This is a genomic window from Bifidobacterium felsineum, from assembly GCF_002802915.1.
Taxonomy (GTDB): Bacteria; Actinomycetota; Actinomycetes; order Actinomycetales; family Bifidobacteriaceae; genus Bifidobacterium; species Bifidobacterium felsineum.
On the sequence record NZ_PEBJ01000003.1, the window covers coordinates 234860 to 255787 of the forward strand.

Genomic DNA, 20928 nt, shown 5'->3' on the forward strand with positions numbered 1-20928 from the left:
CCTGCTGGTTGTGGTCGCATCCCCTAGAGCAACGGCATGGCCTTGAATTCGGCCGACTAGCCGATCGTATTGCCATAGACCTGTGCCTGCAGGTCCTTGCGTGCGGTTTCCATACGGGTGATTTGACCGAGAAGCGCGATCTTCTCCTCACCGTCAGGCAGCTGCGCCATGCGGCGCTTGGCCAAACCGATTTGGCGCATGAAGCCCATGTCCAACAGTCGGGTGAGTAATTCGGCAGCATACCGTTGTTCTTCCTTGGTAGCGGGACGCAACTGCACCGCCGCGGCATTGCCCGGAACATTCGGCTGCGCAGGCTGAGCCCCGTTACCGGTATCATCTCCCGGCAATGGGAGTGGCATGACGGCGAGCTCATTGATTACCTGGTTGAGCATAGGGCCGCCGGCCTTGGTGAGGTTATGCATCCATAGGCCTTGGGGAGTGTCATCGGAAGGCAATCCTCCAGCCGCTGCAATCGCCTGGAACAGCGTACGGAACACCGGACTCATGAAGTGATCGATAGTCAGTTGGCCGAACATCGTACGATCTATGGCGCGCGGCACTTGAATCAGTGTAGCCATGAACTGCTGTTCGGCGATGAATACGGCATCGTCAATCTTGAAATACGCCTGTTCCTTGGCGTCCTGACGTTCCAATGCCTTGCGCGCCGCGGGATTGGCGTACGGATTCGTGCCCGGTTCAACACGTGGAGCTTCGTTCTGGAAACGGCGTTTGGCGGCGTATGCGTCTTCATCGCGCACATGCATCTGACGGCGTGCGCTCATCACCTCGCGGCGCATCACCTCCAGATCCATGCCAATACGCCCCGCGGCCTTGCGCGCGTACGCATCCCAAAGCGAACGGTCTCGGATTTGCGCGACCAGTGGTGCAACGGCCTTCATCGCCCCCACTTGGCCAGGCGTGTAGGTCAGGTCGAAGCGCGCAATGGCGGCGTCAATCACGAAATCATACAGCGGCTTGGCATGGGCGATCAGCGAACGTACCGCTTCGTTGCCTCGTTCGATTCTCAAGTCGCAAGGGTCGAGATTGTCATCGGCCACAGCCACAAACGTCTGGGAAAGGAAGGCCGAGTCCAATCCGAACGCATGCAATGCGGCTTTCTGACCGGCCGCATCGCCATCGAATGTGAATACGATGCGCGAGCTCAACGGTTGGTCCTTGACCTTGAGCGGACCAACCAATTGCACGGCTCCCAGCGAATCATCGGCGATAAGTCGACGTACGATTTTCGCGTGTTCGGCACCGAATGCGGTGCCACAGGTGGCGATGGCTGTATCGATGCCAGCCAGATGCATGGCCATCACATCGGTATAGCCTTCGACGATCACCACCTGGCGTTTCTTCACAATCGCGGACTTGGCCAAATCGATGCCGTACAGCACTTGGGTTTTGCGATACAGCTGCGTGTCCGGCGTATTGATGTATTTCGCCGCGATCTGATCATCCTCATATAGTTTGCGAGCGCCGAAGCCGAGCGTGCGGCCGGTCGAATCGCGAATCGGCCAGGTCACGCGACCGCGGAAGTAGTCGTAAATACCGCGCTGACCTTGGCGAGCCAAGCCGGCGTCGAGAATCTCCTTTTGCGTAAAGCCTTTGGAAGCCAGATGACGTACGAGGTTATCCCAGCCCTGTGGAGCGTATCCACAGCCGAACCGTTCGCAGTCAGCCTGCGAGAAGTTGCGTCCTCCGAGCAGCTTGCGCGCGGGCAATGCTTCCTGAGTCAGAATCTGGGAGACGAAGAACCGTTGTGCTTCCTCGCACGCCTCCAGCAGTCGCGTGCGCTTGGAACCCGTGCCGTCCGGATGGCCTGTGCCATTGCCACTGTTCTCGTAATGCAGTTCGATGTGATACTTGTCGGCAAGTAGTTCCACCGCTTCGCGGAAGTCGATGTTTTCGGACTGCTCCACATATTTGAAGACGTCGCCGCCCAGACCGCAGCCGAAGCAATGCCAGACGCCGAGTGAGGGGCGTACATTGAAGCTGCCGGTCTTCTCGTCGTGGAAGGGGCACAGGCCAACATAGGTGCCGGTTCCGGAAGGTTTCAACGTTACGGTCGCGGATACGATGTCATACAGGTCCGCGGCGGCGCGCACCTTCTCAACGTCTTCTTTCTTAATCATCCCGACCATAGTTCTCTAGACTACCGCCTGATTGCGGACAGGGTAAATTTTTACCCTCCTCGATCCTCCCTCCTTCTCCTTTTCCTCGCCAAACGTACACTGACGCGCTGTAAGCGTACGTTTGGCGAGGTAAGTCTCAGCACAGAATCGAATGTAATGCCAAGGCGGAGCCGTCGGTCAGAGAGGCGACCTGATCGATGGCCACACGCAGACGTTCATCATCATTGGTGCACTCATTCCAATCAGCCAGGAACTGGCTTTCCAACGCGTCTGAAGGAGCCGGGGAATCAGCCATCAGCACGTCGATCAGGTCCTCGACGATCTTCAACTCCTCTTGATGGAATGGCTCGCGTTCGCGCGGTGCCATAACGAAGTACACGGCGATGCCTTTAAGCGCCACGATCTCGTAATTAGTCTCCTCGGGAATCACGATATTCGCGGAATACCGTGTCAATGGACCTTCCCCATAGGTGTCTCTCGTGGCGGTTTCCACCGACCAGCAGAACCGGCCAATCAAATCCGAGGTGATGTTCTTAAGCTGTGCCAACGCCTGACGAGACCCATTGAAATGCGCGGGGAACACATGCTCACGGCGGAATCGCATAAACGCGGCAAGCAGCTTATCGGCATCCCATTTCGTGCCGTACCATGCGCGCGTCTGCTCGATGATGTGATCGAGAATCTGTGGATCGGCCAGCACAATCGGATCGAATGCGCCGGTGGCGATGGAGTCCTCCACATCGTGCACCGAGTAGGCGATGTCGTCGGAAAGATCCATGATCTGGCATTCCATCGGCTTGGTGGCCTTGGGAGCGTTGCGCTTCAGCCACCGGAATACAGGCTCATCGTCCGGATAGACGCAGAATTTCTTGGATCGCTCCCCTTTTGGATGCTGGTCGGCTTCGGCCAGGGTCCACGGATATTTGACTGCGGCGTCCAAAGCCGCACGCGTCAGATTGACACCAGCGGAACGTCCATCCGGGTGGAATACTTTGGGTTCCAAACGTGTCAAGATGCGCAGGGTTTGGGCGTTGCCTTCGAACCCACCGATGTTTTTTGCGATTTCGGCAAGTGCGCGCTCGCCGTTATGGCCGAACGGCGGATGACCGAGATCATGAGCAAGGCAGGCACAGTCAACCACATCCGGATCGCAGCCAAGCAGTGCACCGATCTGCCGGCCGATTTGGGCGACTTCCAGCGTATGGGTCAAACGGGTTCTGGCGAAATCATCGGTTCCGGCAATCAGAATCTGGCTTTTGGCACCGAGTCGTCTCAGGGCCGAAGAGTGAATCAGCCGCGCGCGATCTCGTTCGAAAGCGGTGCGAGATTTCGATTTCGGTGGTTCGGGGGCCCAGCGCTCCTCGTCAAAAGCGCTGTATCCCTCGTTGACCAGTACTGTTTCCCCATCCCGCGTTGTTTCCATAACGCCATAGTACGAAAACGAGGTAACTTTGTTTGGCTACAGCTGAACAGCGCCAGAATTTCCGGAAGGAAATCCCTCGTCCTCAAATTTTGGACACTGAGTATCCGGCAGCGTCCATATTTCAGGAGCCCACCCTTGCTTATCTGAATTTTGGACGCTGCCTCATTCTGAACGTCCGTATTTTAGGGTGTTACGGTCATTCTTCCGAATTTTGGATGCTGAGATTCTGTCAGTGTCCAAAATTCGGGTAATTCACCGTTGTCAACCTTTTACAGCAAGGTAGAAGCGTCGAGCTTCGCCAGATCTTCGGGCGGCAACACCTCAGAAGCATGCTCATAGAGGCGCGGGATACGGTTCCTCAGGCAGGTGAAGATCTCATAGCTGATGGTGCCAGCGGCTCGAGCCCAATCATCGGCGGTCGGTTCGGCGAAGTCCTCGCCACGGCCGGGGCCAAACAGCTCCACCGTGTCACCCTCGTGCACACCCAGTTCGGCGGCGGAACCGTGCAGGTCCACGATGAACTGATCCATGCACACACGACCGCACACGCGCAGCAAACGCGGACCGGCGGTGGTCATGAAGCGCACCGGGCCGCCTTCCTTCTCCACATGCTTGGCGCCTTCCATATCAAAGCCGGAAGCCGAACGGTGGATGCCGTCCGCATAGCCGAGCGGCACGATGGCGGTAGAAGTATTGTCTGGCGTCAGATAGGTGCGGCCATAGGAGATGCCGTGGCCGGCTTCCACATCCTTGACCGTACCGAGCTGGGCCTGCAGACGCATGGCCGGCGTCAGATGCCAGTCGCGCGGGGTGCCCATGGCCGGGTCGGGCTCGTAGCCGTACAGGCCGATGCCCGGGCGAGTCAACTCGAAGTGAATCTCCGGACGATCCAGCGTGGCCGCGGTGTTGGCCAAGTGGCGAATCTCTGGCGGAATGCCAGCTGCCTCCATACGGCGGGTGAAGTCCTTGAACGTTTCGATCTGGCGGTCGGTGGAAGCCACAAATTCCGGCACATCCGGAGAATCAGCCACTGCCAAGTGACTCCACTGGCCAATAATCTGGATTACGCCTTCCTTCGCGAGCGGCACCAGCTTGGCGAGCGCCGCCTCGAATCCAGCGGGAGTAAAACCGTTGCGGCCAAAGCCGGAATCGACCTTGACATGCACGCGGGCCGGTTTGCCAAGCTGACGTGCAGCGGCAGCCACGGCATCGATACCAGGCAGCGAGCCCACGGACACATCGATATCGGCAGCGATCAGCTCGTCGAACGGAACCTCGGTGCCGTTGTAGACCCAAGTCAGAATATGGCAGCGGTCGGGGCCGATGCCGAGCTTGCGCAGCAGTAGCGCCTCATGCGATTGCGCGGTACCGAGCCACGTCGCGCCACCCGCCAAAGCGGCCAGAGCAGATGGCAGCAGACCATGGCCATATGCGTCCGCCTTCACCACGCCCATCACCGCAGTACCGGAGTTCGGCCCGCCGACCACGGAGACCAAGTGGGCCATGTTGTCCCGCAAGGCTTTCAGATCCACAATGGCCTGTGCGGGGTATTGGCGACGGGCGGCCGCGTAATTGGCCTTACCCTGTTCGCCGGAAAAACTGATTTCAGGTGCTGCATTCATGCTCATGAGTCCCTATTCTTGCGCGACAATATGACGTGCGGGCGTTGAAACCACGTTTCAGCAAACTTTGAACGAAAAGTAACCCAAAAGTTACACATCAAGGACTTTTATCGTGAACGCGTAACAATATTGTCCGCGCAGGCAGCGTACACTGTGCAAACTATACGGTTCTACCGCGATTCGATTGATTACGCGAACCGTTGTTGATTCCCGGCGTTGAGGCGTGCCGGGATCCCGGAAATCCGTCCGGTTTAGCCCCATAAACCAAGTTCATGAGAGAAGAACATGGATCTCTTCCGTAAAAAAAGCGTGGATCAGCTTGTATCTGAATCCACTCCGTTAAAGCGCACCATGCACACGTTCGATCTGACGATGCTCGGCATCGGCGCGATCATCGGCACCGGTATCTTCGTGCTTACCGGCAAGGGTGCGCTCACCGCCGGCCCGGCACTGTCCGTCTCGTTCCTGCTTGCCGCCATCTGCTGCGGTTTCGCAGGCCTGTGCTACGCCGAATTCGCTTCCATGGCACCGGTTTCCGGTTCCGCTTATTCCTATGCCTATCTGGCGTTCGGCGAACTGATCGCCTTCATTATCGGCTGGGACCTTATTCTGGAATACGCTTTGCAGGCAGCTACCGTGTCTGCCGGCTGGTCTGGCTATTTCAACAAACTGCTCGAGGGCTTCGGTCTGCATCTGCCGGTTGAGCTCACCGCCGCCTACGGCACCACGCCGGGCGTCACCACCTATTTCAATCTGCCCGGCTTTGTGATTGTGCTGCTGATTACCTGGGTGCTGTCCATCGGCATCAACCAGACCAAGCGCACCAACGACATTATGGTGATGATCAAGCTCATCATTATCGTGCTGTTCATCGTCTGCACCGTGTGGTTCGTGAACCCGGCCAACTGGCACCCGTTCTCCCCGTACGGCATCTACACCTTCCAACCCGGTTCCACCCAGCCATATGGCATTGTGCCTGCCGCTTCGATTGTGTTCTTCAGCTTCATCGGCTTCGACGCCGTCTCCTCCTCCGCTGAGGAAACCGTGAATCCGAACAAGACGCTGCCGAAGGGCATTCTGCTTTCCCTGGCCATCTCCACCGTGCTTTACATCGTGATGACGTTCATCATGACCGGTGTGGTGCCGTACAAGGAGTTCGCCAACTTCATTGACGCCCCGGTCGCCGGCGTGATTCTCGCCACCGGCTTGAACTGGCTGGCCGTGATCGTGAACCTTGGCGCTCTGATCGGTATGACCACGGTGATGCTCGTGCAGCTCTACGGTCAGTCCCGCATCTGCTACGCCATGAGCCGCGACGGACTGTTCCCGGAGTTCTTCGGCCACGTGCATGAGAAGTACCGCACCCCGTTCAAGGGCACGTGGTTCTTCGGCATCCTGACCGCTATCGCCGGCGGTTTCATCAACATCAATGTGCTGTTCGAGCTGGTGAACATCGGTACGCTGTCCGCATTCATTATCGTGTCCGCCGGTATTCTGTGGATGCGCAAGACGCAGCCGGATGCGCACCGCGGTTTCAAGGCTCCGCTTGTGCCGTTCACGCCGATTATCTCCATCGTGTTCTGTTTCATCCTGATCGCAGGCTTGAACTGGGAGACTTGGGTGCGATTCGCCATCTGGTTCGGCTTGGGTCTGATTGTGTACTTCGGCTACAGCCGCAAGCGCAGCAAGCTGGAACATACCAACGCACCTGAAGTTACTGATGATTATGTCGAAGCCGCTGAAGCTGGAACAACCAAATAATCAGTATCGCTGATGGTAGTAATAAAGCCCCTCATTTGAGGGGCTTTATTACTACCATTCATGTCTTTGATAGGCGATTCTGGTCGTATCCGTGGGACGGTCCAATAGTTGAATCAGACCGCAGCGGGCGAATCCCGCAGTCTCCAACACATGCTGCATGGCCTTGTTATTCGGATGCGTATCGGCACGCACGTTGCCATAATGCTTCAATGCCCAGGTAATGCAGTCGCGCGCGGCATGGCGGACCAAACCGGATGAAGCGATACGGTGGATGGTCACATAAGTATCGTTATCAAGCCATGCCCCATCGATGGAAGCATATGTCGGGTCTTCTCCCGGGCAGAGTGCAAACTGGGCGAGAATCCGTTCGCGACCATTATGCACATCGACCAACAGCATCGTGCGCTGGTTGGCGATGTCATCGATAATCACAGATTCGCGCGGAAATTCAGTACCCCACTGCGTAGGGTTACCGTTCGCAGCCATAAGTGCGCGCGCATGTGCGTAAATCTTTTGCATTTGCGGCAAATCACGCATCGTGGCATGGCGGAATCGGCGGCCCGTAGTTTTGTTCGCGGTATCCGACTGGGTCACCTATACCTCTTCTCTTGCATCCCTGTACGCCAACTGCGATTGATCAGGCGTTAACTCATTGGTAAACCTACCATGTCATGGCATAAGAAACCCCGCCCACGTCATAGCGTGGACGGGGACCGTCTCAACGGTGGTGGCCGATATGCCAACACCGGTATTGCGAATCAGACAACCTTACGCTCGAACGGATCGGAGCTGATGCCTTCTTCGAGAATCTGCTTGGCCCATTCCTTGGCGGTGAACAGGCTATGGTCACGGTAGTTGCCGCAGCTCTTCTCGGTGGTGGCCGGCACATCATCCCAAGTGGCCTTGTATGCGATGAATTCCAAGGATTCCTTCAGTGCCTTAGCCACTTCCTCAGTGGGATGCTCACCCCAGGTCAGCAGATGGAAGCCGGTGCGGCAGCCGAATGGCGAGCAGTCGATGTAGCCCGGGATGCGTTCGCGTAGCAGCACGGCAATCGTGTGTTCGATGGTGTGCAGACCGCCGGTTGGGATGGCCTGCTTGTTCGGCTGGGTCAGACGCAGATCGTAATTGGAGATCACATCGCCATGCGGCCCCTTTTCGGTATCGATGTAACGCACGTATGGAGCCTTGACCTTGGTGTGGTCAAGCTGGAACGACTCGACAACAGGCTTTTCCTGAGTTTCCTCTGCCATGATTCCCTTTCTGTGAATTGTTCTGACAAGACTGTTCTGTTTAATCATCGTAGCCAGCAAGATCGGTTCGCGTGCGAGCGATTTGCGGAATCGCTATAGACGTTTGTTATTGGGATTTATTACGTCGCCGAATCTCCCCTCGGCCAGCTGCACTGACGCCCCCTCAGGAGAGGGGCTGTCGAACGAAGTGAGACTACGCCTTACCGGCATTGAATGCGGCTACTGCCTCCATGAAACGTTTGCCGTAGAGCTCGAGCTTGTGCTCGCCTACACCATTGACGGCCAGGAACTGCGCATTGGTCACTGGCCTAATCACAGCCATATCGCGCAAGGTTTTGTCCGAGAACACGATGTATGGCGGCTTGCCAATCTCTTGTGCAATGGTTCGACGCAGTTCACGCAGTTTCTGGAACAACGCTTCGGCATCATCATCCGGCGTATATGAGCCGAGTGGCTTGCCAGCGTCCGTGACCTGAGCCTCGGAAGTACTATCGGCCGCTCCCCCGCCATATGCGCCGCGGCTTGCCACACGAGCCGTTGATTTGCGCTCTACTTTCTTGATCTCGTAATGGAAATCAGGTGCGACGGTTTCAGTGGCACGTCCACCGAATTGCACGATGGGCAACCGCCCTTCGGCGATGGAAAGATACCCATCCGTGGCCATCTGGTTCAATACATCGCGTATCAATGCGGTATTCACCTCTTTGAGCATGCCAAATGTAGGCAGTTGCTCAGGGTCCAGCCACGCCAAATCCTGGGCTTGAGAGCCGCGCAAAATCTTGACGATTTTTCCTGAGCCAACGCGCTGGTTCACATCGTGCACGCATCGGCTGATGGCACGCGCCACTTGGGTCACATCCGTGGTGGCGAAGGTGCTTTCGCAGTTGGAGCATGCGCCGCACTTATCATCACCACTATTGGCGGCATCGGCCCCCGGCGCCGCCAACTCCTGGCCGAAATATCGGGTCATATACCGATGCAAGCAGTCGGTAGTGCGGCAGTAGCCAATCATGCCGTCAAGCAGACGGCGCTTGGACTGGCGCACAATTTCCTGCTGTTCGGAGGTCATACGCTCGTTCTCATAATCACCGTCCAAAAGCCGGCGTCGGGTCACGATATCGGACTCGTTCCACAGCAGTGTGCAGCGGCTCGGCTCACCATCTCGCCCGGCGCGACCGGCCTCCTGATAATAGGCCTCGATGGATTCCGGCATGTTGTAATGAATCACGAAACGTACGTCGGACTTGTCGATGCCCATGCCGAACGCGTTGGTGGCCACTACCACCGGCACCTTGTCGGTGATGAAATCACGTTGCGCCTTTCCACGCACATCCGCGGCCATGCCACCGTGATAGGCGACCGCAGTGTGGCCCATATCATTCAGCGTTGCGGCGAGCGCCTCCGTGTTCTTTCGAGTCGCACAATAGATGATCCCGGATTCATCCTTATGTTCGGCGATATATGAGGCCACCCATGCCGCCTTGTATTTGGTTTCGAGCTTGACCACATCGAAATACAGGTTCGGCCGGTCGAAACCGGTCACGGTAACGGCCGGGTTCCGCAAACCGAGCAATTCCACAATATCCCGACGCACACGCTCGGTGGCGGTGGCAGTGAACGCGCCAATCGGAGGGCGGTTGGGAAGCCCAGCAATGAATTCGCCAATGCCGAGATATGAGGAACGGAAATCCTGCCCCCATTGGGAGACACAGTGGGCCTCATCCACGGCGATGAGGGAAATCGGCGTTCGGGCGGCGAAATCGCGGAATCGCGCGGTTTCCAAACGTTCCGGAGCCACGTAGAGCAGTTTGATTTGCCCGGCAGCAGCTTGAGCGAGCACCATGGATTGCTCGTCCATGTCCTGCGTGGTGTTGACGAATGCGGCCGGCAGACCAATGTCATTCAGCGCATCCACCTGATCGCGCATCAGGGAAATCAACGGCGAAATAACGAGCGTGACGCCCGGCAACAGTGCAGCGGGAATCTGATAGCACACGGATTTGCCGGCGCCCGTAGGCATCACGCCCAACACATCACGGCCGGCGAGCAGGGCTTCGACAATCCCCTGTTGGCCGGGCCGGAATGAGTCGTAGCCGTAATACTGTTTGAGCGCAACGAGCGCCGCATCCTGTGCCGTCATGGCTCCCACCATAGCGCATCGATGCCGCCAAGAAGCGTTTGAACAGTGTTATAAAAACACTATCTCGCTTGCGAGGGGTACATTCCTATATCTTCTGACATCTATCTGCTTTACAAGGGGTACCTTTTACGTGAAATGACATCTATCATCGCTGCAATGACGGTGATGGTGGATGTCATTCCATTGAATTGGTACCCCTTACAACGCAGATAGACATTCGGAGACAGCGGAATGCACCCCTCGTAAAGCAGTTAGCACATTACAGGCGCTCGAGGGCCTGCTTGAGGTCGGCGATGAGGTCGTCGGCGTTCTCGATGCCCACGGAAATGCGCACCAGGTTGGCAGGCACCTGCAGCGTGGTGCCGGCAACGGAGGCGTGGGTCATAGCAGCCGGCACCTCGATGAGGCTTTCCACGCCACCCAGGGATTCAGCCAGCGTAAAGATCTGCGTATGGTCCACGAAGCGCTTGGCGGCTTCCGCACCTGCGGCGAGCTGCACGGAGACGATGCCGCCGAAGCCGCCGTGCATCTGGCGGGCGGCGATCTCGTGGCCCGGGTGAGATTCAAGGCCCGGGTACCAGACGCGCTCAATCACATCAGCCGGCTGGGATTCCAGCCATTCAGCCACCTTCAGGGCGTTGGCGCTGTGGCGCTTGACGCGCAGGTCCAGGGTCTTCAAGCCACGAATGTCCAGCCAGGAGTCGAACGGGGACGGTACGGCGCCGGCGGCGTTCTGCAGGAAGGCCACCTTTTCGCGGGTCTCGTCATCGTTCACCACCACGGCACCGCCGACCACGTCGGAGTGGCCGCCGATGTACTTGGTGGTGGAGTAGACCACTACGTCGGCACCTTCATCCAGCGGGTGCTGAAGCGCCGGAGAGGCGAAAGTGTTGTCCACGGCAACCTTGGTGCCATACTTATGTGCCACCTCTGCGGTAGCGGCGATGTCGGTGATGTTGAGCAGCGGATTGGACGGGGTTTCAACCCACACGTATTCGTAGTGCTTGGAGGACAGGGCTGCTTCCACGGCCTTCAGATCGGTGATGTCCACTACGTCAAGGCCCACGCCCCACGGCACGAACACCTTGGAGAGCAGACGATAGGTGCCGCCGTACACGTCGTTACCGAGCAGGATGTTGTCGCCGGGCTTGATGGTGGAGCGCAGCAGCACATCGATGGCGGCAAGACCGGAGGAGAAGCTCAGCGCGTACTTGGCACCTTCCACGGAAGCCAGCTGCTCATCGAAGCTGGTGCGGGTGGGGTTGATGGAGCGGGAGTAATCGTGGCCGCCGCGCAAGCCCAAAACACCATCCTGCTTGAAGGTGGAAGTGGCGAAAATCGGGGTTACCACGGCACCGGTGGTCGGGTCAGGCTCCTGGCCGGCGTGGATGGCACGGGTGGCGAGAGCGTTCTGGGCAAACTTGGCGTTGTATTCAGCGGACATGTGATGGGTTCCTTTCTGTATGCTGCCTTCGCAGATTACGGCAGCTGCCGGCTTATGCGGGTTGTGTTGGTATTGGTGTTATTGATATCGGGTTATTGCGGAGCGTATGTGACTTTTTCATTGGCGACTGCGTCGCCAGTCTCTCCCTCAGTCAGCTTTGCTGACAGCTCCCTCGTCAGAGGGAGCCTGAGCAAGGTACTGTTCGGCGAGGGAGGGCTTGGTGGTGCGGTCCACCACGTCGCCGTAGCCGTTGGCGCGCATCCAGTCGTCGTTGAAGATCTTCTCCATGTAGCTGCGGCCGGAATCCGGTGCGAGCACTACAACGAGCTGGTTTTCGTCGAGATCGTTGGCGAGCGCGTACTTGATGGCGCTGGCGACGGCCATGCCGGAGGAGCCGCCCACGAGCAGTGCTTCTTCGCCGGCCAGTCGGCGGGTCATTTCGAAGGCTTCGGCATCGCCCACTTTGACGATGTCATCGGTGATGTTGCGGTCGAAGGCCTTGGGATAGAAGTCCTCCCCCACGCCTTCGATGTCGTACTGGTGCACGTCGGCGAGCGAATCAGCGGAGTAGATGGAGCCTTCCGGATCGGAGCCGATGACCTTGACCGCGCCGTTCGAGGCTTCCTTCAGGTACTTGCCGGTACCGGAGATGGTGCCGCCGGTGCCGATGCCGGCAACGAAGTGGGTGACTTTATGGTCGGTTGCTTCCCAGATTTCCGGGCCGGTGGTGTAGTAGTGGCTTTCCGGGCCGTTCGGATTGTCGTACTGGTTCGGGCGGAAGCCGCCGGGGATTTCGTTGGCGAGGCGTTCGGCCACTTGGTAGTAGGAACGCGGGTCGTCCGGACCGGCATCGGTGGGGGTCACGATGACTTCGGCACCGTAGGCGCGCAGCACGGCGCGCTTGGATTCAGAGACCTTGTCCGGCAGGGTGAAGATCGTGCGGTAGCCGCGCTGTTGGGCGACGAGCGCCAAACCGACGCCGGTGTTGCCGGAGGTGGGCTCGACGATGACGCCACCGGGCTTCAGCTGGCCGGAGCGCTCGGCGGCATCGATGATGCGCTCGGCGATACGATCCTTGGAGGAACCGCCTGGGTTGAAATATTCGACCTTGACGGCGATGGTGGCCTTGACTCCGGCCGCCTGGGGAATGTGGTTCAGCTTGACAAGCGGGGTGTTGCCGATAAGTTCCGCGAGGCTGTTGTGGATGGTCATGTGAAGTCCTTTGGTCCGTGGGTTGGGTTGCTTGGATTGCTATTGGGTCGTGTGCTTTCATGAACCGACGTTCCCGGACGAGCGGACTATGACATTATGTTGATTGGAGCATCCATACCCCTTCATTCGCGTAAGGAGCGTGCTGCGATTCTTTGCTGTTCCGATGTTGTGATGCGAACCATCACACCGCGCCAACTTTCGCGGTTCCAAATTCATCGAAGATTCGCAGTCATCCTGCTGCGATATGAATGCTCGTTCTCAAGTTATGCGTCACTGACCGTGCGCCCGGGGGCGTCGGTTAGCGACAACAACATGAGAAAATCTGCATGCCTCACACCATAGCACAGGTTGCAGCATGCGCGTGTCGCCGGCGTTCATATTACGAAACGAGGCTCTTCTCGCTATCAAAAGAAGAGCCTCGTTTTTTATCATCCGCGCTGGCGTGCAGGGTGGATTTCTCGGCGTTTGGTAAGCATCCAGACAATCCACATGCACAGCGCGAACAGCACCAGCGATTCAGCCAATGGAATCCACACCACATAGGTGCCGATTTCCACGCCGTCCGCCGTATAGCTGACTACGCGCCCAGACATGGCCTGCACCAATCGGTTCTGCGCTGTTCCGCGCTGAAAGAACGCACCTACCGCCTGCATCTTGGGCACATACAACAGCATTGACATCGAGGAACTCAGCTGCTGCGCTGCATACCAGAACGCAACAACGGCGATTACGACCGCCCAGATTCCCTTGCTCGCCAGCCAAGCCAACACGGCACCAATCAACGTGCCGATAGCCGTATACGCCAGCATCATCGAGAAGAACTTCATACCCACAAACAGCGGACCAGCTGCAAGCTCCTTCGAATATGTTGCCTCCAATGCCGAGAAGGCATCTGAGGACACTCGTTCCCACGCATACAGGAATTGTTCGGACAGATGAGCATAGAACGGGCCAGTGAGCCGGCATCCATCCGATTTCTCATAGCAAATCGCCGTTCCCGTGGCGATAACCGTAAATCGTGCCACCAGATAGAACGCAGACAGTACCAGCGGCACCACGGCGGCGGTTATCGCGGTCGCTTTCATGTACGATCTGCGCGAAACCCCGTGGCAGAGTGCCGAATCGAAGAAGAACCATTGCCATGCCATTGCTGTGAATAACAATATGGGGCGGAAATATAGCTCAACATCGTTGATTCCCGGAAACACAATCGCGCTCGAACCGGTATATCCGAGCATTACCGACTGATAGCACAGCGGCACGAACAGTAGCAACCCTACCGCAAGCACCACGCCATACACCGTAAGGCATCGGCGCAATGTCAGGAGGAACTGCTTGCTCAATCCTTGAGTTTTGCCAGTCATGTCATTGGCCTTTCTGTGATGGCAGTGCCGCCGCTGCGAAGCCTGCAACGTTGGTGGATAGTGAATCCGACTGCTGCGTTTCCGGAGACGAGGTGGCACGTATGACGTACTCCTGCAAATCGAGCCGAGTGGCGGATACGCCAGCCGGTAATTCGGAGGAGTCAATCTGCCCGCGCACTACCACGGAAAGCAGCTTCCCCATCTCCTCGCGCGAAATGATTTGCAGTTGATTACTGGCAGCGAACGTGGTTACCTGATCAGCCTCGCCAACCAAAACAGTTGCCCTTGAGCCCACCGATTCGGCATCGAATTCATCGATGATTTTGCCTTGGTCGAGAATGGCGACCCGCTCCACCACATGTGCGATCTCGCTGATGATATGGGTAGAAAGCACGATGATGCGCGGATAATCACCGAACGATTCCAACAGGAACTTGTAGAACAATTCGCGGTTAGCGGCGTCGAGACCGAGCACTGGCTCGTCCAGCAACAGCACGTCCACCGGCACGCAGAGGGCGGCCACCAATCGCACAATCATGCGTTGGCCAAGCGAAAGCTGACCGTACAAGCTGCCCGGCATAATGCCGAATTCGGCGAGCATGCGAGCGCTGAGCGCCCAATCAAAGCCACCGTAATACCGTTCTTCGCGCTTGAAAATCGTGTTGAGCCGAACGCCGACCATGAATGGCACGGTTTCATTGAGCAGATAGATGCGTGATTGTGCGACTTCGTTCTCGAAGACGCCCGCCCCGTCTAGTTCAATCGAACCGCCGCTCGGCAGCAGACGATTGGCGATGATGCCCATCAATGTGGACTTTCCTGCTCCATTGCGGCCGAATAACCCGTAAATCGCGGGCCTCAGCGTAAGATTCACGCCGTTCAATGCCACGGTTGAACCGTAGCGTTTGCGCAAGTCAGTGATGGTGAGCTTTGCATTGGCGGCTGCATCCACAGCAGCCGTAGCGTATTCCGTTGCGCTCATGATGCATACTCCTTCTCAATCAGCTCGGTAAGTTCTTTGGGACCGAAGCCCAAACGTCGCGCTTCAGCAATAAACTGCGGCAGTTGGCTAGAAAGAAACTCCTCGCGTTTGGCGTCACGAGCGCGAGCTACCGCACCGGCCGCCACGAACATACCCAAACCTCGGCGTTTTTCCAGCAATCCTCGCTCAACCAGCAGGTTCATGCCTTTGAGCACGGTGGCCGGATTGATACGGTATGTAGTGGAGATTTCCGTGGTACTCGGCACTTGGTCGCCTTCCTTGTAGAGTCCGGAGACAATGGCTTCATTCAGCTGGTCGGCCACTTGTCTGAACAGTGGCTCGCCACTGGAATCATCGAAGTGCAAGGTTTGGTTCACCTCCTGCGACTGTGGTTTGGCATTGGAATCAACGATGGTAGGGACAGTCTGACCGATATCGCTCAGCCAACCTCATGGAGATAGCAAAGCAACTACTTCATTGGTTAGTTACTTATGTAACTAACCATATAACCAAAACAAGCAGCAGTCAAGTTCGCAATGAATCAAATCGCAGGCCAATGTATATGGCGGCAAGTCACTGTTGCGCCGCAAAGCCGAAATCATTTACGCCGCTTGACTTGCTGCTTCAGTAAGAGCCCCAGTCCGCGGTACAACCCGCGCAACGGCATGCCGGAACACAAACACCGATACCACTGCCGAGGTGATATCCGAGATGGGCTCGGCGGCAAAGACGCCAACTACGCCCATAAAGTGTGGCAGTATGAATGCCAACGGAATCAGCAGGATGATTTTGCGCAGAATAGCCAAAAACAGTGATGGTTTCGCGAGGCCCAGGCCCACCAACGTGCACTGCACACCACACTGGATGCCGAAAATACCCCAACCGCACACGAACAGCGGCATCATCGAACCAACAATGGCAATAATGCCGTCATCAGCGGTGAATAATCGCGCGAACGATTCGGGAACCATCGCAATTACCGTCACCATAGCGGACATCACCACGAGTAACAGTCCTATTCCCAATCGATACGCATACCGCACGCGCGCATAGTTGCGAGCACCATAGTTGTAGCTGATGACGGGTTGCAAGCCTTGCTGCAAACCATTGTTCACCACATAAATCAGCTGCATGGTGCTGGTGATGATGGTCATGGCCGCCACGTAATCGTCGCCACCAAGTCGGGAAAGCTGACTATTGAACACCACATTGATAGCGCATTCGGTCAACTGCATCACAAACGGAGAGGCGCCTAAAGCCAGCACCGGCAACACGGTTCGATTAATGGTCATCCGCGCCGATCGGTACCGTATGGCGCTGCGCGGCGAAGCCAAGAACGCCACAATCCATGCTGCGGACAGGAACTGAGAAATCACATTGGCCATTGCGGCACCGCGCACGCCCATATCAAGCCAGAAAATGAAAATCGGGTCAAGAATTACGCTGATTCCAGCACCGATGAGCACCGACACCATCGCCACTATTGCCTTGCCTTGCGCGGAAATAAAGGTATTGAGCCCGAGCGTGATCTGCACGAACAAGGTGCCCAGTAGGTAGACACTCAAAAAATCCGAAGCGTACGGCAACGTGTGATCGCTAGCACCGAATGCTCGCAATACCGGCTCTTTGGTCAGTTCCAGCAACACGGTCAGTGTGAGCGATATGGCGATCAGCGTCGCGGTACTGGTGCTGAGGATTCGTTCGGCGCCTCGCACATCGCCTTTGCCAAGCGCGATGGAGGCCAAAGGCGCACCGCCTGAGCCAATCAGCAATGCGAAAGCAGAGACCGCGATAGTCACCGGAAAACAGATGCCGATGCCCGCAATGGCCATATCACCGACTTCGGGAATATGTGCGATGAACAGACGGTCGACGATGGTATACAGCGCGTTCGCCGCCTGCGCCACGATTGCCGGCCCAGCCAGAGAGAACACCAGAGGAATAATCGGCTTGTTCGCCAAGTCCTTCTGGGCATCCATTTGAGCAGCCGACTGTTCACTCATCCGCACACTTCCCTATTGCTCAATGCCGTTCGCTGATGATGCTTACTACAAGCTACACCGACTATAGCGAGGCGGCGGCGATGAGCTGACGGGTGTAGTCGGACTGGGGATTATTGAGCACGGCTTCGGCGGTGCCAGATTCGACTACTTTGCCTTCATGCAGCACAAGGATGTGATCGGCAATGTGTTGTACGACGCCAAGGTCGTGGGAGACCATGATGATGGCCGGTTTGATGGGCTGGCCGGTGGTTGGGTCTGTCGTTCGCGAGCCTTCGCCGGACAGAATCGATTGGAAGGTTTCCAGGATCTGCACGCGGGCGGCCACATCGATGGCGCTCATCGGCTCATCGGCCAGAATCAGACGCGGCTCGTTGACGATGGCCCTGGCAATAGCCACGCGCTGGGCTTGGCCACCGGACAGATCGCAGGGATAGCGGCCCATGAAGATTCTGGGCTCAAGGCCTACTCGGGCCAGCGCTTGCGCTGTCTTGCCCTCGACTTCGTCGGCCGCGAATCCGAGCGCACGGCGACGCAGCCATCGGGGCTCGGAAACCGAACGCTCAACGGTCCAACGTGGGTCGAGCGAGGAAAACGGGTCTTGGAATACGATGGAGGATTCGGCTCGCAAGGTGCGCAGGCCTTCCGAGCCGTGGCGGACTTCGGCGCCACGGTATTTGATGCTGCCGGAATCAGGGGTACTAAGGCCCAGCATGATGCGGGTCAATGTGGTTTTGCCCGAGCCGGATGCACCGATGACGGCAAGGCACTCCCCTGCATGGATTTCAGCGGACACGTCGAACAATACCTGACGGCGAGGCGTGCGGCCGAAGTCGAACAGGCCGCGATGCATATTACGGTCCGCAAAGGACGCATTGATCTTGCGTGCGGCAAGCAATAATTCATCACTCATCGGAATCCTCCCTGGTGTTGCGGAGGGTGAGACTGCGGGCTGCGGACACCAAGCGCTTGGATTCAGGCGTCTGTGGGTTCGCCAGCACATCGGCGGTCGCTCCGGAATCCACGATACGCCCGGATTCCAACACATAGCAGCGCGTGGTAGCACGCGCGAGCACGGAAAAATCATGGGTGATAAACAGCATCGAAGCGCCTGCATCATCCACCAATGAAGTCAACAAATCGACAATCTGACGCTGCGTAATCGAATCAAGTGCGGTGGTCGGTTCGTCGGCGATGATGAATCGCGGCGAGGTAATCAACGCCGTGGCGATGCCCACGCGCTGCTGCTGCCCGCCGGAAAGCTCATGCGGATACTTGTCCGCCATATCCGCGCTCAGCCCGACTTTGCCGAGCATTGCGACCATGCGTTCAGCCCGTTCGGCTTTGGTGAGGTCGTAATGAAGTTTCAGCGGCAAGCCGATCTGCTGGCCTACCGTCATCACCGGGTTCAACGAAGCGGCCGAATTCTGAAATACCGTGCCCACGTAGCGGCCGCGCAAATCCGCAAGCTCACGTTCGGAAGCACCGACGACCTGCGTACCGCCAAGCATAATCGACCCGGAAACCGAGGCATTCAGCGGCAGCAATCCCAGCATCGCTTTGGAAATCATGGATTTGCCGGAACCTGAGGAACCGATGAGTCCGACTCGCTCGCCATCGGCAATGTTTACATCCACATCAGCAACAATGGGTTTGCCACCGATGGCAATGTTCATATCCTCTACGACAACGCTCATCGCTCGCCTTCTTTCTCGGCGGAATCAGCAATCTGGCGCAATGCCGGGTTCGTCACTGGATCGATGGCGTCGCGCAGCACATCGCCGAACACGTTCAACGCCACAACCACCACCGTAACAATGAGACCCGGCCAGAGCACGGTTAGCGGGAAAACATTGATGAGCTTGACTGAGGTAGCCAGCGAATGTCCCCAGCTCGGCACGCCGGAAGGTACGCCAATGCCAAGATACGTCAGCCCGGATTCGGCCAGCACCGCAGTACCTGCAGACAGAGACAGCTGCACGGCCAGCACCGGCAGAATATTGGGGATGATATGGCTGACGAGCACCCTCCACCCGCTCGCGCCATTGGCCAGAGCCGATTCCACATAGGCCGAGCGCGCGGCCAGCAACGCAGACGGGCGAGCCACACGGGCAAGATTGAGCCCATAGCCGAATCCACAGGCAATCACAATCACAGTGATGGAAGCCCCCATTGGCACAGCAAGAATCAGCGCAATCAGTACCGTCGGAATGGAAATCAGCGCGTCAATCATCACCACGGATGTGCTGGCAAGCGCGGAATTGCGCGCCACCATGGCAGCAATCAGCAGCAGTCCCCACAGAGCGGATACCACTACGGTGAGCAGCACGATGAGCAGATTGGTGCGCGAGCCGGCCATCAGCCAGCTGAATACATCGGCTCCAGTGCCGTCCGTGCCGAGCCAGTGCGAGGCAGACGGTTTGGCCCACACATGGTAGCCATCGGTAACCCACAATGATTGCGGTGTCCAGACAAGGGAAACCAATGCCACAGCCAGCCAGAGCGCGAGCACAATCAGCGTGAATTTGCCCTCGCCGCGTTGCCAGACGGATCGCACGATGGCCCCCAGCTTGTTGGTCCTCTGCTTGCTCATGCGCTCACCTCCGCAACATTGCCGGCGTTCTTCAACTGCGGGTCGAGTAGGCGATGCAGTACATCCACGATCAGGCCTATCCCCAAGAAGAACGCGGCGAGCAGGAACAGTTCGCTTTGCACGGCAATCAGGTCACGATTGCCGACGTCGGTGACGAGACCATTGCCGATGCCAGGCAAAGCAAAAAGGTTTTCGATAACCATGACACCAGTGATCATCGAGGCGAAAGTCAGGCCGATGACTGATACGAGCTGCGGCATGGCGAGACGAAGCCCGACGCTCAAGACCGCTTGGGTGCGGGTCATGCCGCAGGAGCGGGCCATGTCAATGTAGCCGGAGCCTGCCAAATCACCCAATGCCGTGCGCGTGTAGCGCATCAGCGAAGCTCCGACGATGATACCGACCGTCAGCGCCGGCAGAATCAGCGACAGTATTGCGTTGCCGGGCTTTCCCCAGCCATCCAATGGAAAGCCTTGCGAAGGCAGGACGCCAATGAATCCGATACCTTTGCCGAACAGGAGAATCAGCAGCAAGCCACCCCACAGTGCGGGCACGGAACCGCCGATAATGGCGAGCACATGGAATGCCGCGCGCACGCGAGGCGAACGCGCCAGCACCGCTGCGCAGCCGAGCGGCAGTCCAATGGCCATGGCAATCAGCAGTCCCAGAATAATCAGCGGGAAGGTAATGGATGCGCGCGCGCCGATCAACGCTGTCACCGAGCGGCCAGTCAGAATCGAGGTGCCGAAATCTCCGGTGACCAGCGCGCCCATCCAATCGAAGTACTGCACAGCTAGCGGTCGATTCAGGCCGAGCTGTTCGCGCAATTGCGCCACGCGACTGGCTGGAGCATTGATGCCCGCCATAATGGAGGCTACATCGCCGGGCAGAATGCGCAGCGCCGCAAACACCACCACGGATATGCCGAACAACGCCACTACGAACAGCAAAAGTCGGCGAATCACAAATCGCATATGCAGCTCCTTTGCAATCACT

The 20928-nt window shown here is 57.6% G+C and carries 17 protein-coding genes; 1 reads left to right on the forward strand and 16 read right to left on the reverse strand.

Translation table 11 applies throughout. From position 1 onward, the window contains the following. Positions 1–56: 56 nt before the first annotated feature. The 3 genes from dnaG to alr form a co-directional block, all read right to left on the reverse strand. Positions 57–2147: a DNA primase gene (dnaG, locus tag CSQ86_RS07360; protein WP_100494463.1), complete on the reverse strand. Its 2091-nt coding sequence runs from the start codon at positions 2145–2147 to the stop codon at positions 57–59. 127 nt (positions 2148–2274) lie between these two features. Continuing rightward, the gene (locus tag CSQ86_RS07365; protein ID WP_100494464.1) at positions 2275–3561 is read right to left on the reverse strand and encodes a deoxyguanosinetriphosphate triphosphohydrolase; all 1287 of its coding nucleotides are present in this window, start codon (positions 3559–3561) and stop codon (positions 2275–2277) included. Between the two features lie 269 nt (positions 3562–3830). Then, positions 3831–5189, reverse strand: coding sequence for an alanine racemase (alr, locus tag CSQ86_RS07370; RefSeq protein ID WP_100494465.1), 1359 nt, complete (start codon positions 5187–5189; stop codon positions 3831–3833). A gap of 279 nt (positions 5190–5468) precedes the next feature. On the opposite strand from alr, the gene CSQ86_RS07375 reads away from it, so the two are divergent. Then, a complete protein-coding gene (locus CSQ86_RS07375; protein WP_100494466.1) occupies positions 5469–6944 on the forward strand; it encodes an APC family permease in 1476 nt (491 codons plus the stop codon). 51 nt (positions 6945–6995) lie between these two features. Here CSQ86_RS07375 and CSQ86_RS07380 read toward each other — a convergent pair whose 3' ends face one another. The 13 genes from CSQ86_RS07380 to CSQ86_RS07440 all read right to left on the reverse strand — a co-directional run bounded on the left by CSQ86_RS07380 (position 6996) and on the right by CSQ86_RS07440 (position 20906). Continuing rightward, the gene (locus CSQ86_RS07380; RefSeq protein ID WP_100494467.1) at positions 6996–7538 is read right to left on the reverse strand and encodes a GNAT family N-acetyltransferase; all 543 of its coding nucleotides are present in this window, start codon (positions 7536–7538) and stop codon (positions 6996–6998) included. A gap of 164 nt (positions 7539–7702) precedes the next feature. After that, complete coding sequence (locus tag CSQ86_RS07385; protein WP_033889558.1) at positions 7703–8197, reverse strand: S-ribosylhomocysteine lyase; 495 nt, start codon at positions 8195–8197, stop codon at positions 7703–7705. A gap of 193 nt (positions 8198–8390) precedes the next feature. Further along, the gene (gene recQ / locus CSQ86_RS07390; RefSeq protein ID WP_100494553.1) at positions 8391–10337 is read right to left on the reverse strand and encodes a DNA helicase RecQ; all 1947 of its coding nucleotides are present in this window, start codon (positions 10335–10337) and stop codon (positions 8391–8393) included. Between the two features lie 259 nt (positions 10338–10596). Continuing rightward, positions 10597–11781, reverse strand: a complete 1185-nt coding sequence (locus CSQ86_RS07395) for a cystathionine gamma-synthase (protein WP_100494468.1) — start codon at positions 11779–11781, stop codon at positions 10597–10599. A gap of 147 nt (positions 11782–11928) precedes the next feature. Beyond that, entirely contained in the window at positions 11929–12993 is a 1065-nt protein-coding gene (locus CSQ86_RS07400) for a pyridoxal-phosphate dependent enzyme (RefSeq protein WP_100494469.1), read from the reverse strand. Positions 12994–13421: 428 nt separating this feature from the next. After that, positions 13422–14357, reverse strand: coding sequence for a hypothetical protein (locus CSQ86_RS07405; RefSeq protein ID WP_100494470.1), 936 nt, complete (start codon positions 14355–14357; stop codon positions 13422–13424). 1 nt (position 14358) lies between these two features. Further along, on the reverse strand, positions 14359–15339 hold the full coding sequence (locus tag CSQ86_RS07410) for an ATP-binding cassette domain-containing protein (protein ID WP_100494471.1): 981 nt from the start codon (positions 15337–15339) through the stop codon (positions 14359–14361). Further along, entirely contained in the window at positions 15336–15716 is a 381-nt protein-coding gene (locus CSQ86_RS07415) for a GntR family transcriptional regulator (RefSeq protein ID WP_243387723.1), read from the reverse strand. The genes CSQ86_RS07410 and CSQ86_RS07415 overlap by 4 nt, the downstream gene beginning before the upstream one ends. A gap of 225 nt (positions 15717–15941) precedes the next feature. After that, on the reverse strand, positions 15942–17342 hold the full coding sequence (locus CSQ86_RS07420) for an MATE family efflux transporter (protein WP_243387726.1): 1401 nt from the start codon (positions 17340–17342) through the stop codon (positions 15942–15944). A gap of 61 nt (positions 17343–17403) precedes the next feature. After that, complete coding sequence (locus tag CSQ86_RS07425) at positions 17404–18252, reverse strand: ABC transporter ATP-binding protein (RefSeq protein WP_100494472.1); 849 nt, start codon at positions 18250–18252, stop codon at positions 17404–17406. Beyond that, positions 18245–19036, reverse strand: coding sequence for an ABC transporter ATP-binding protein (locus CSQ86_RS07430; RefSeq protein ID WP_100494473.1), 792 nt, complete (start codon positions 19034–19036; stop codon positions 18245–18247). The genes CSQ86_RS07425 and CSQ86_RS07430 overlap by 8 nt, the downstream gene beginning before the upstream one ends. Beyond that, complete coding sequence (locus tag CSQ86_RS07435; protein ID WP_100494474.1) at positions 19033–19932, reverse strand: ABC transporter permease; 900 nt, start codon at positions 19930–19932, stop codon at positions 19033–19035. Before CSQ86_RS07435 ends, CSQ86_RS07430 begins: the two co-directional genes overlap by 4 nt. Next, on the reverse strand, positions 19929–20906 hold the full coding sequence (locus tag CSQ86_RS07440; RefSeq protein WP_100494475.1) for an ABC transporter permease: 978 nt from the start codon (positions 20904–20906) through the stop codon (positions 19929–19931). The genes CSQ86_RS07435 and CSQ86_RS07440 overlap by 4 nt, the downstream gene beginning before the upstream one ends. Positions 20907–20928 lie beyond the last annotated feature (22 nt).

Bases quoted from the DNA above. Each gene is read 5' to 3' on its own strand.
- dnaG (WP_100494463.1), bottom strand. From the start codon at position 2,147: ATGGTCGGGATGATTAAGAAAGAAGACGTTGAGAAGGTGCGCGCCGCC.
- CSQ86_RS07365 (WP_100494464.1), bottom strand. From the start codon at position 3,561: ATGGAAACAACGCGGGATGGGGAAACAGTACTGGTCAACGAGGGATAC.
- alr (WP_100494465.1), bottom strand. From the start codon at position 5,189: ATGAGCATGAATGCAGCACCTGAAATCAGTTTTTCCGGCGAACAGGGT.
- CSQ86_RS07375 (WP_100494466.1), top strand. From the start codon at position 5,469: ATGGATCTCTTCCGTAAAAAAAGCGTGGATCAGCTTGTATCTGAATCC.
- CSQ86_RS07385 (WP_033889558.1), bottom strand. From the start codon at position 8,197: ATGGCAGAGGAAACTCAGGAAAAGCCTGTTGTCGAGTCGTTCCAGCTT.
- recQ (WP_100494553.1), bottom strand. From the start codon at position 10,337: ATGACGGCACAGGATGCGGCGCTCGTTGCGCTCAAACAGTATTACGGC.
- CSQ86_RS07395 (WP_100494468.1), bottom strand. From the start codon at position 11,781: ATGTCCGCTGAATACAACGCCAAGTTTGCCCAGAACGCTCTCGCCACC.
- CSQ86_RS07400 (WP_100494469.1), bottom strand. From the start codon at position 12,993: ATGACCATCCACAACAGCCTCGCGGAACTTATCGGCAACACCCCGCTT.
- CSQ86_RS07405 (WP_100494470.1), bottom strand. From the start codon at position 14,357: ATGACTGGCAAAACTCAAGGATTGAGCAAGCAGTTCCTCCTGACATTG.
- CSQ86_RS07410 (WP_100494471.1), bottom strand. From the start codon at position 15,339: ATGAGCGCAACGGAATACGCTACGGCTGCTGTGGATGCAGCCGCCAAT.
- CSQ86_RS07420 (WP_243387726.1), bottom strand. From the start codon at position 17,342: ATGAGTGAACAGTCGGCTGCTCAAATGGATGCCCAGAAGGACTTGGCG.
- CSQ86_RS07425 (WP_100494472.1), bottom strand. From the start codon at position 18,252: ATGAGTGATGAATTATTGCTTGCCGCACGCAAGATCAATGCGTCCTTT.
- CSQ86_RS07430 (WP_100494473.1), bottom strand. From the start codon at position 19,036: ATGAGCGTTGTCGTAGAGGATATGAACATTGCCATCGGTGGCAAACCC.
- CSQ86_RS07435 (WP_100494474.1), bottom strand. From the start codon at position 19,932: ATGAGCAAGCAGAGGACCAACAAGCTGGGGGCCATCGTGCGATCCGTC.
- CSQ86_RS07440 (WP_100494475.1), bottom strand. From the start codon at position 20,906: ATGCGATTTGTGATTCGCCGACTTTTGCTGTTCGTAGTGGCGTTGTTC.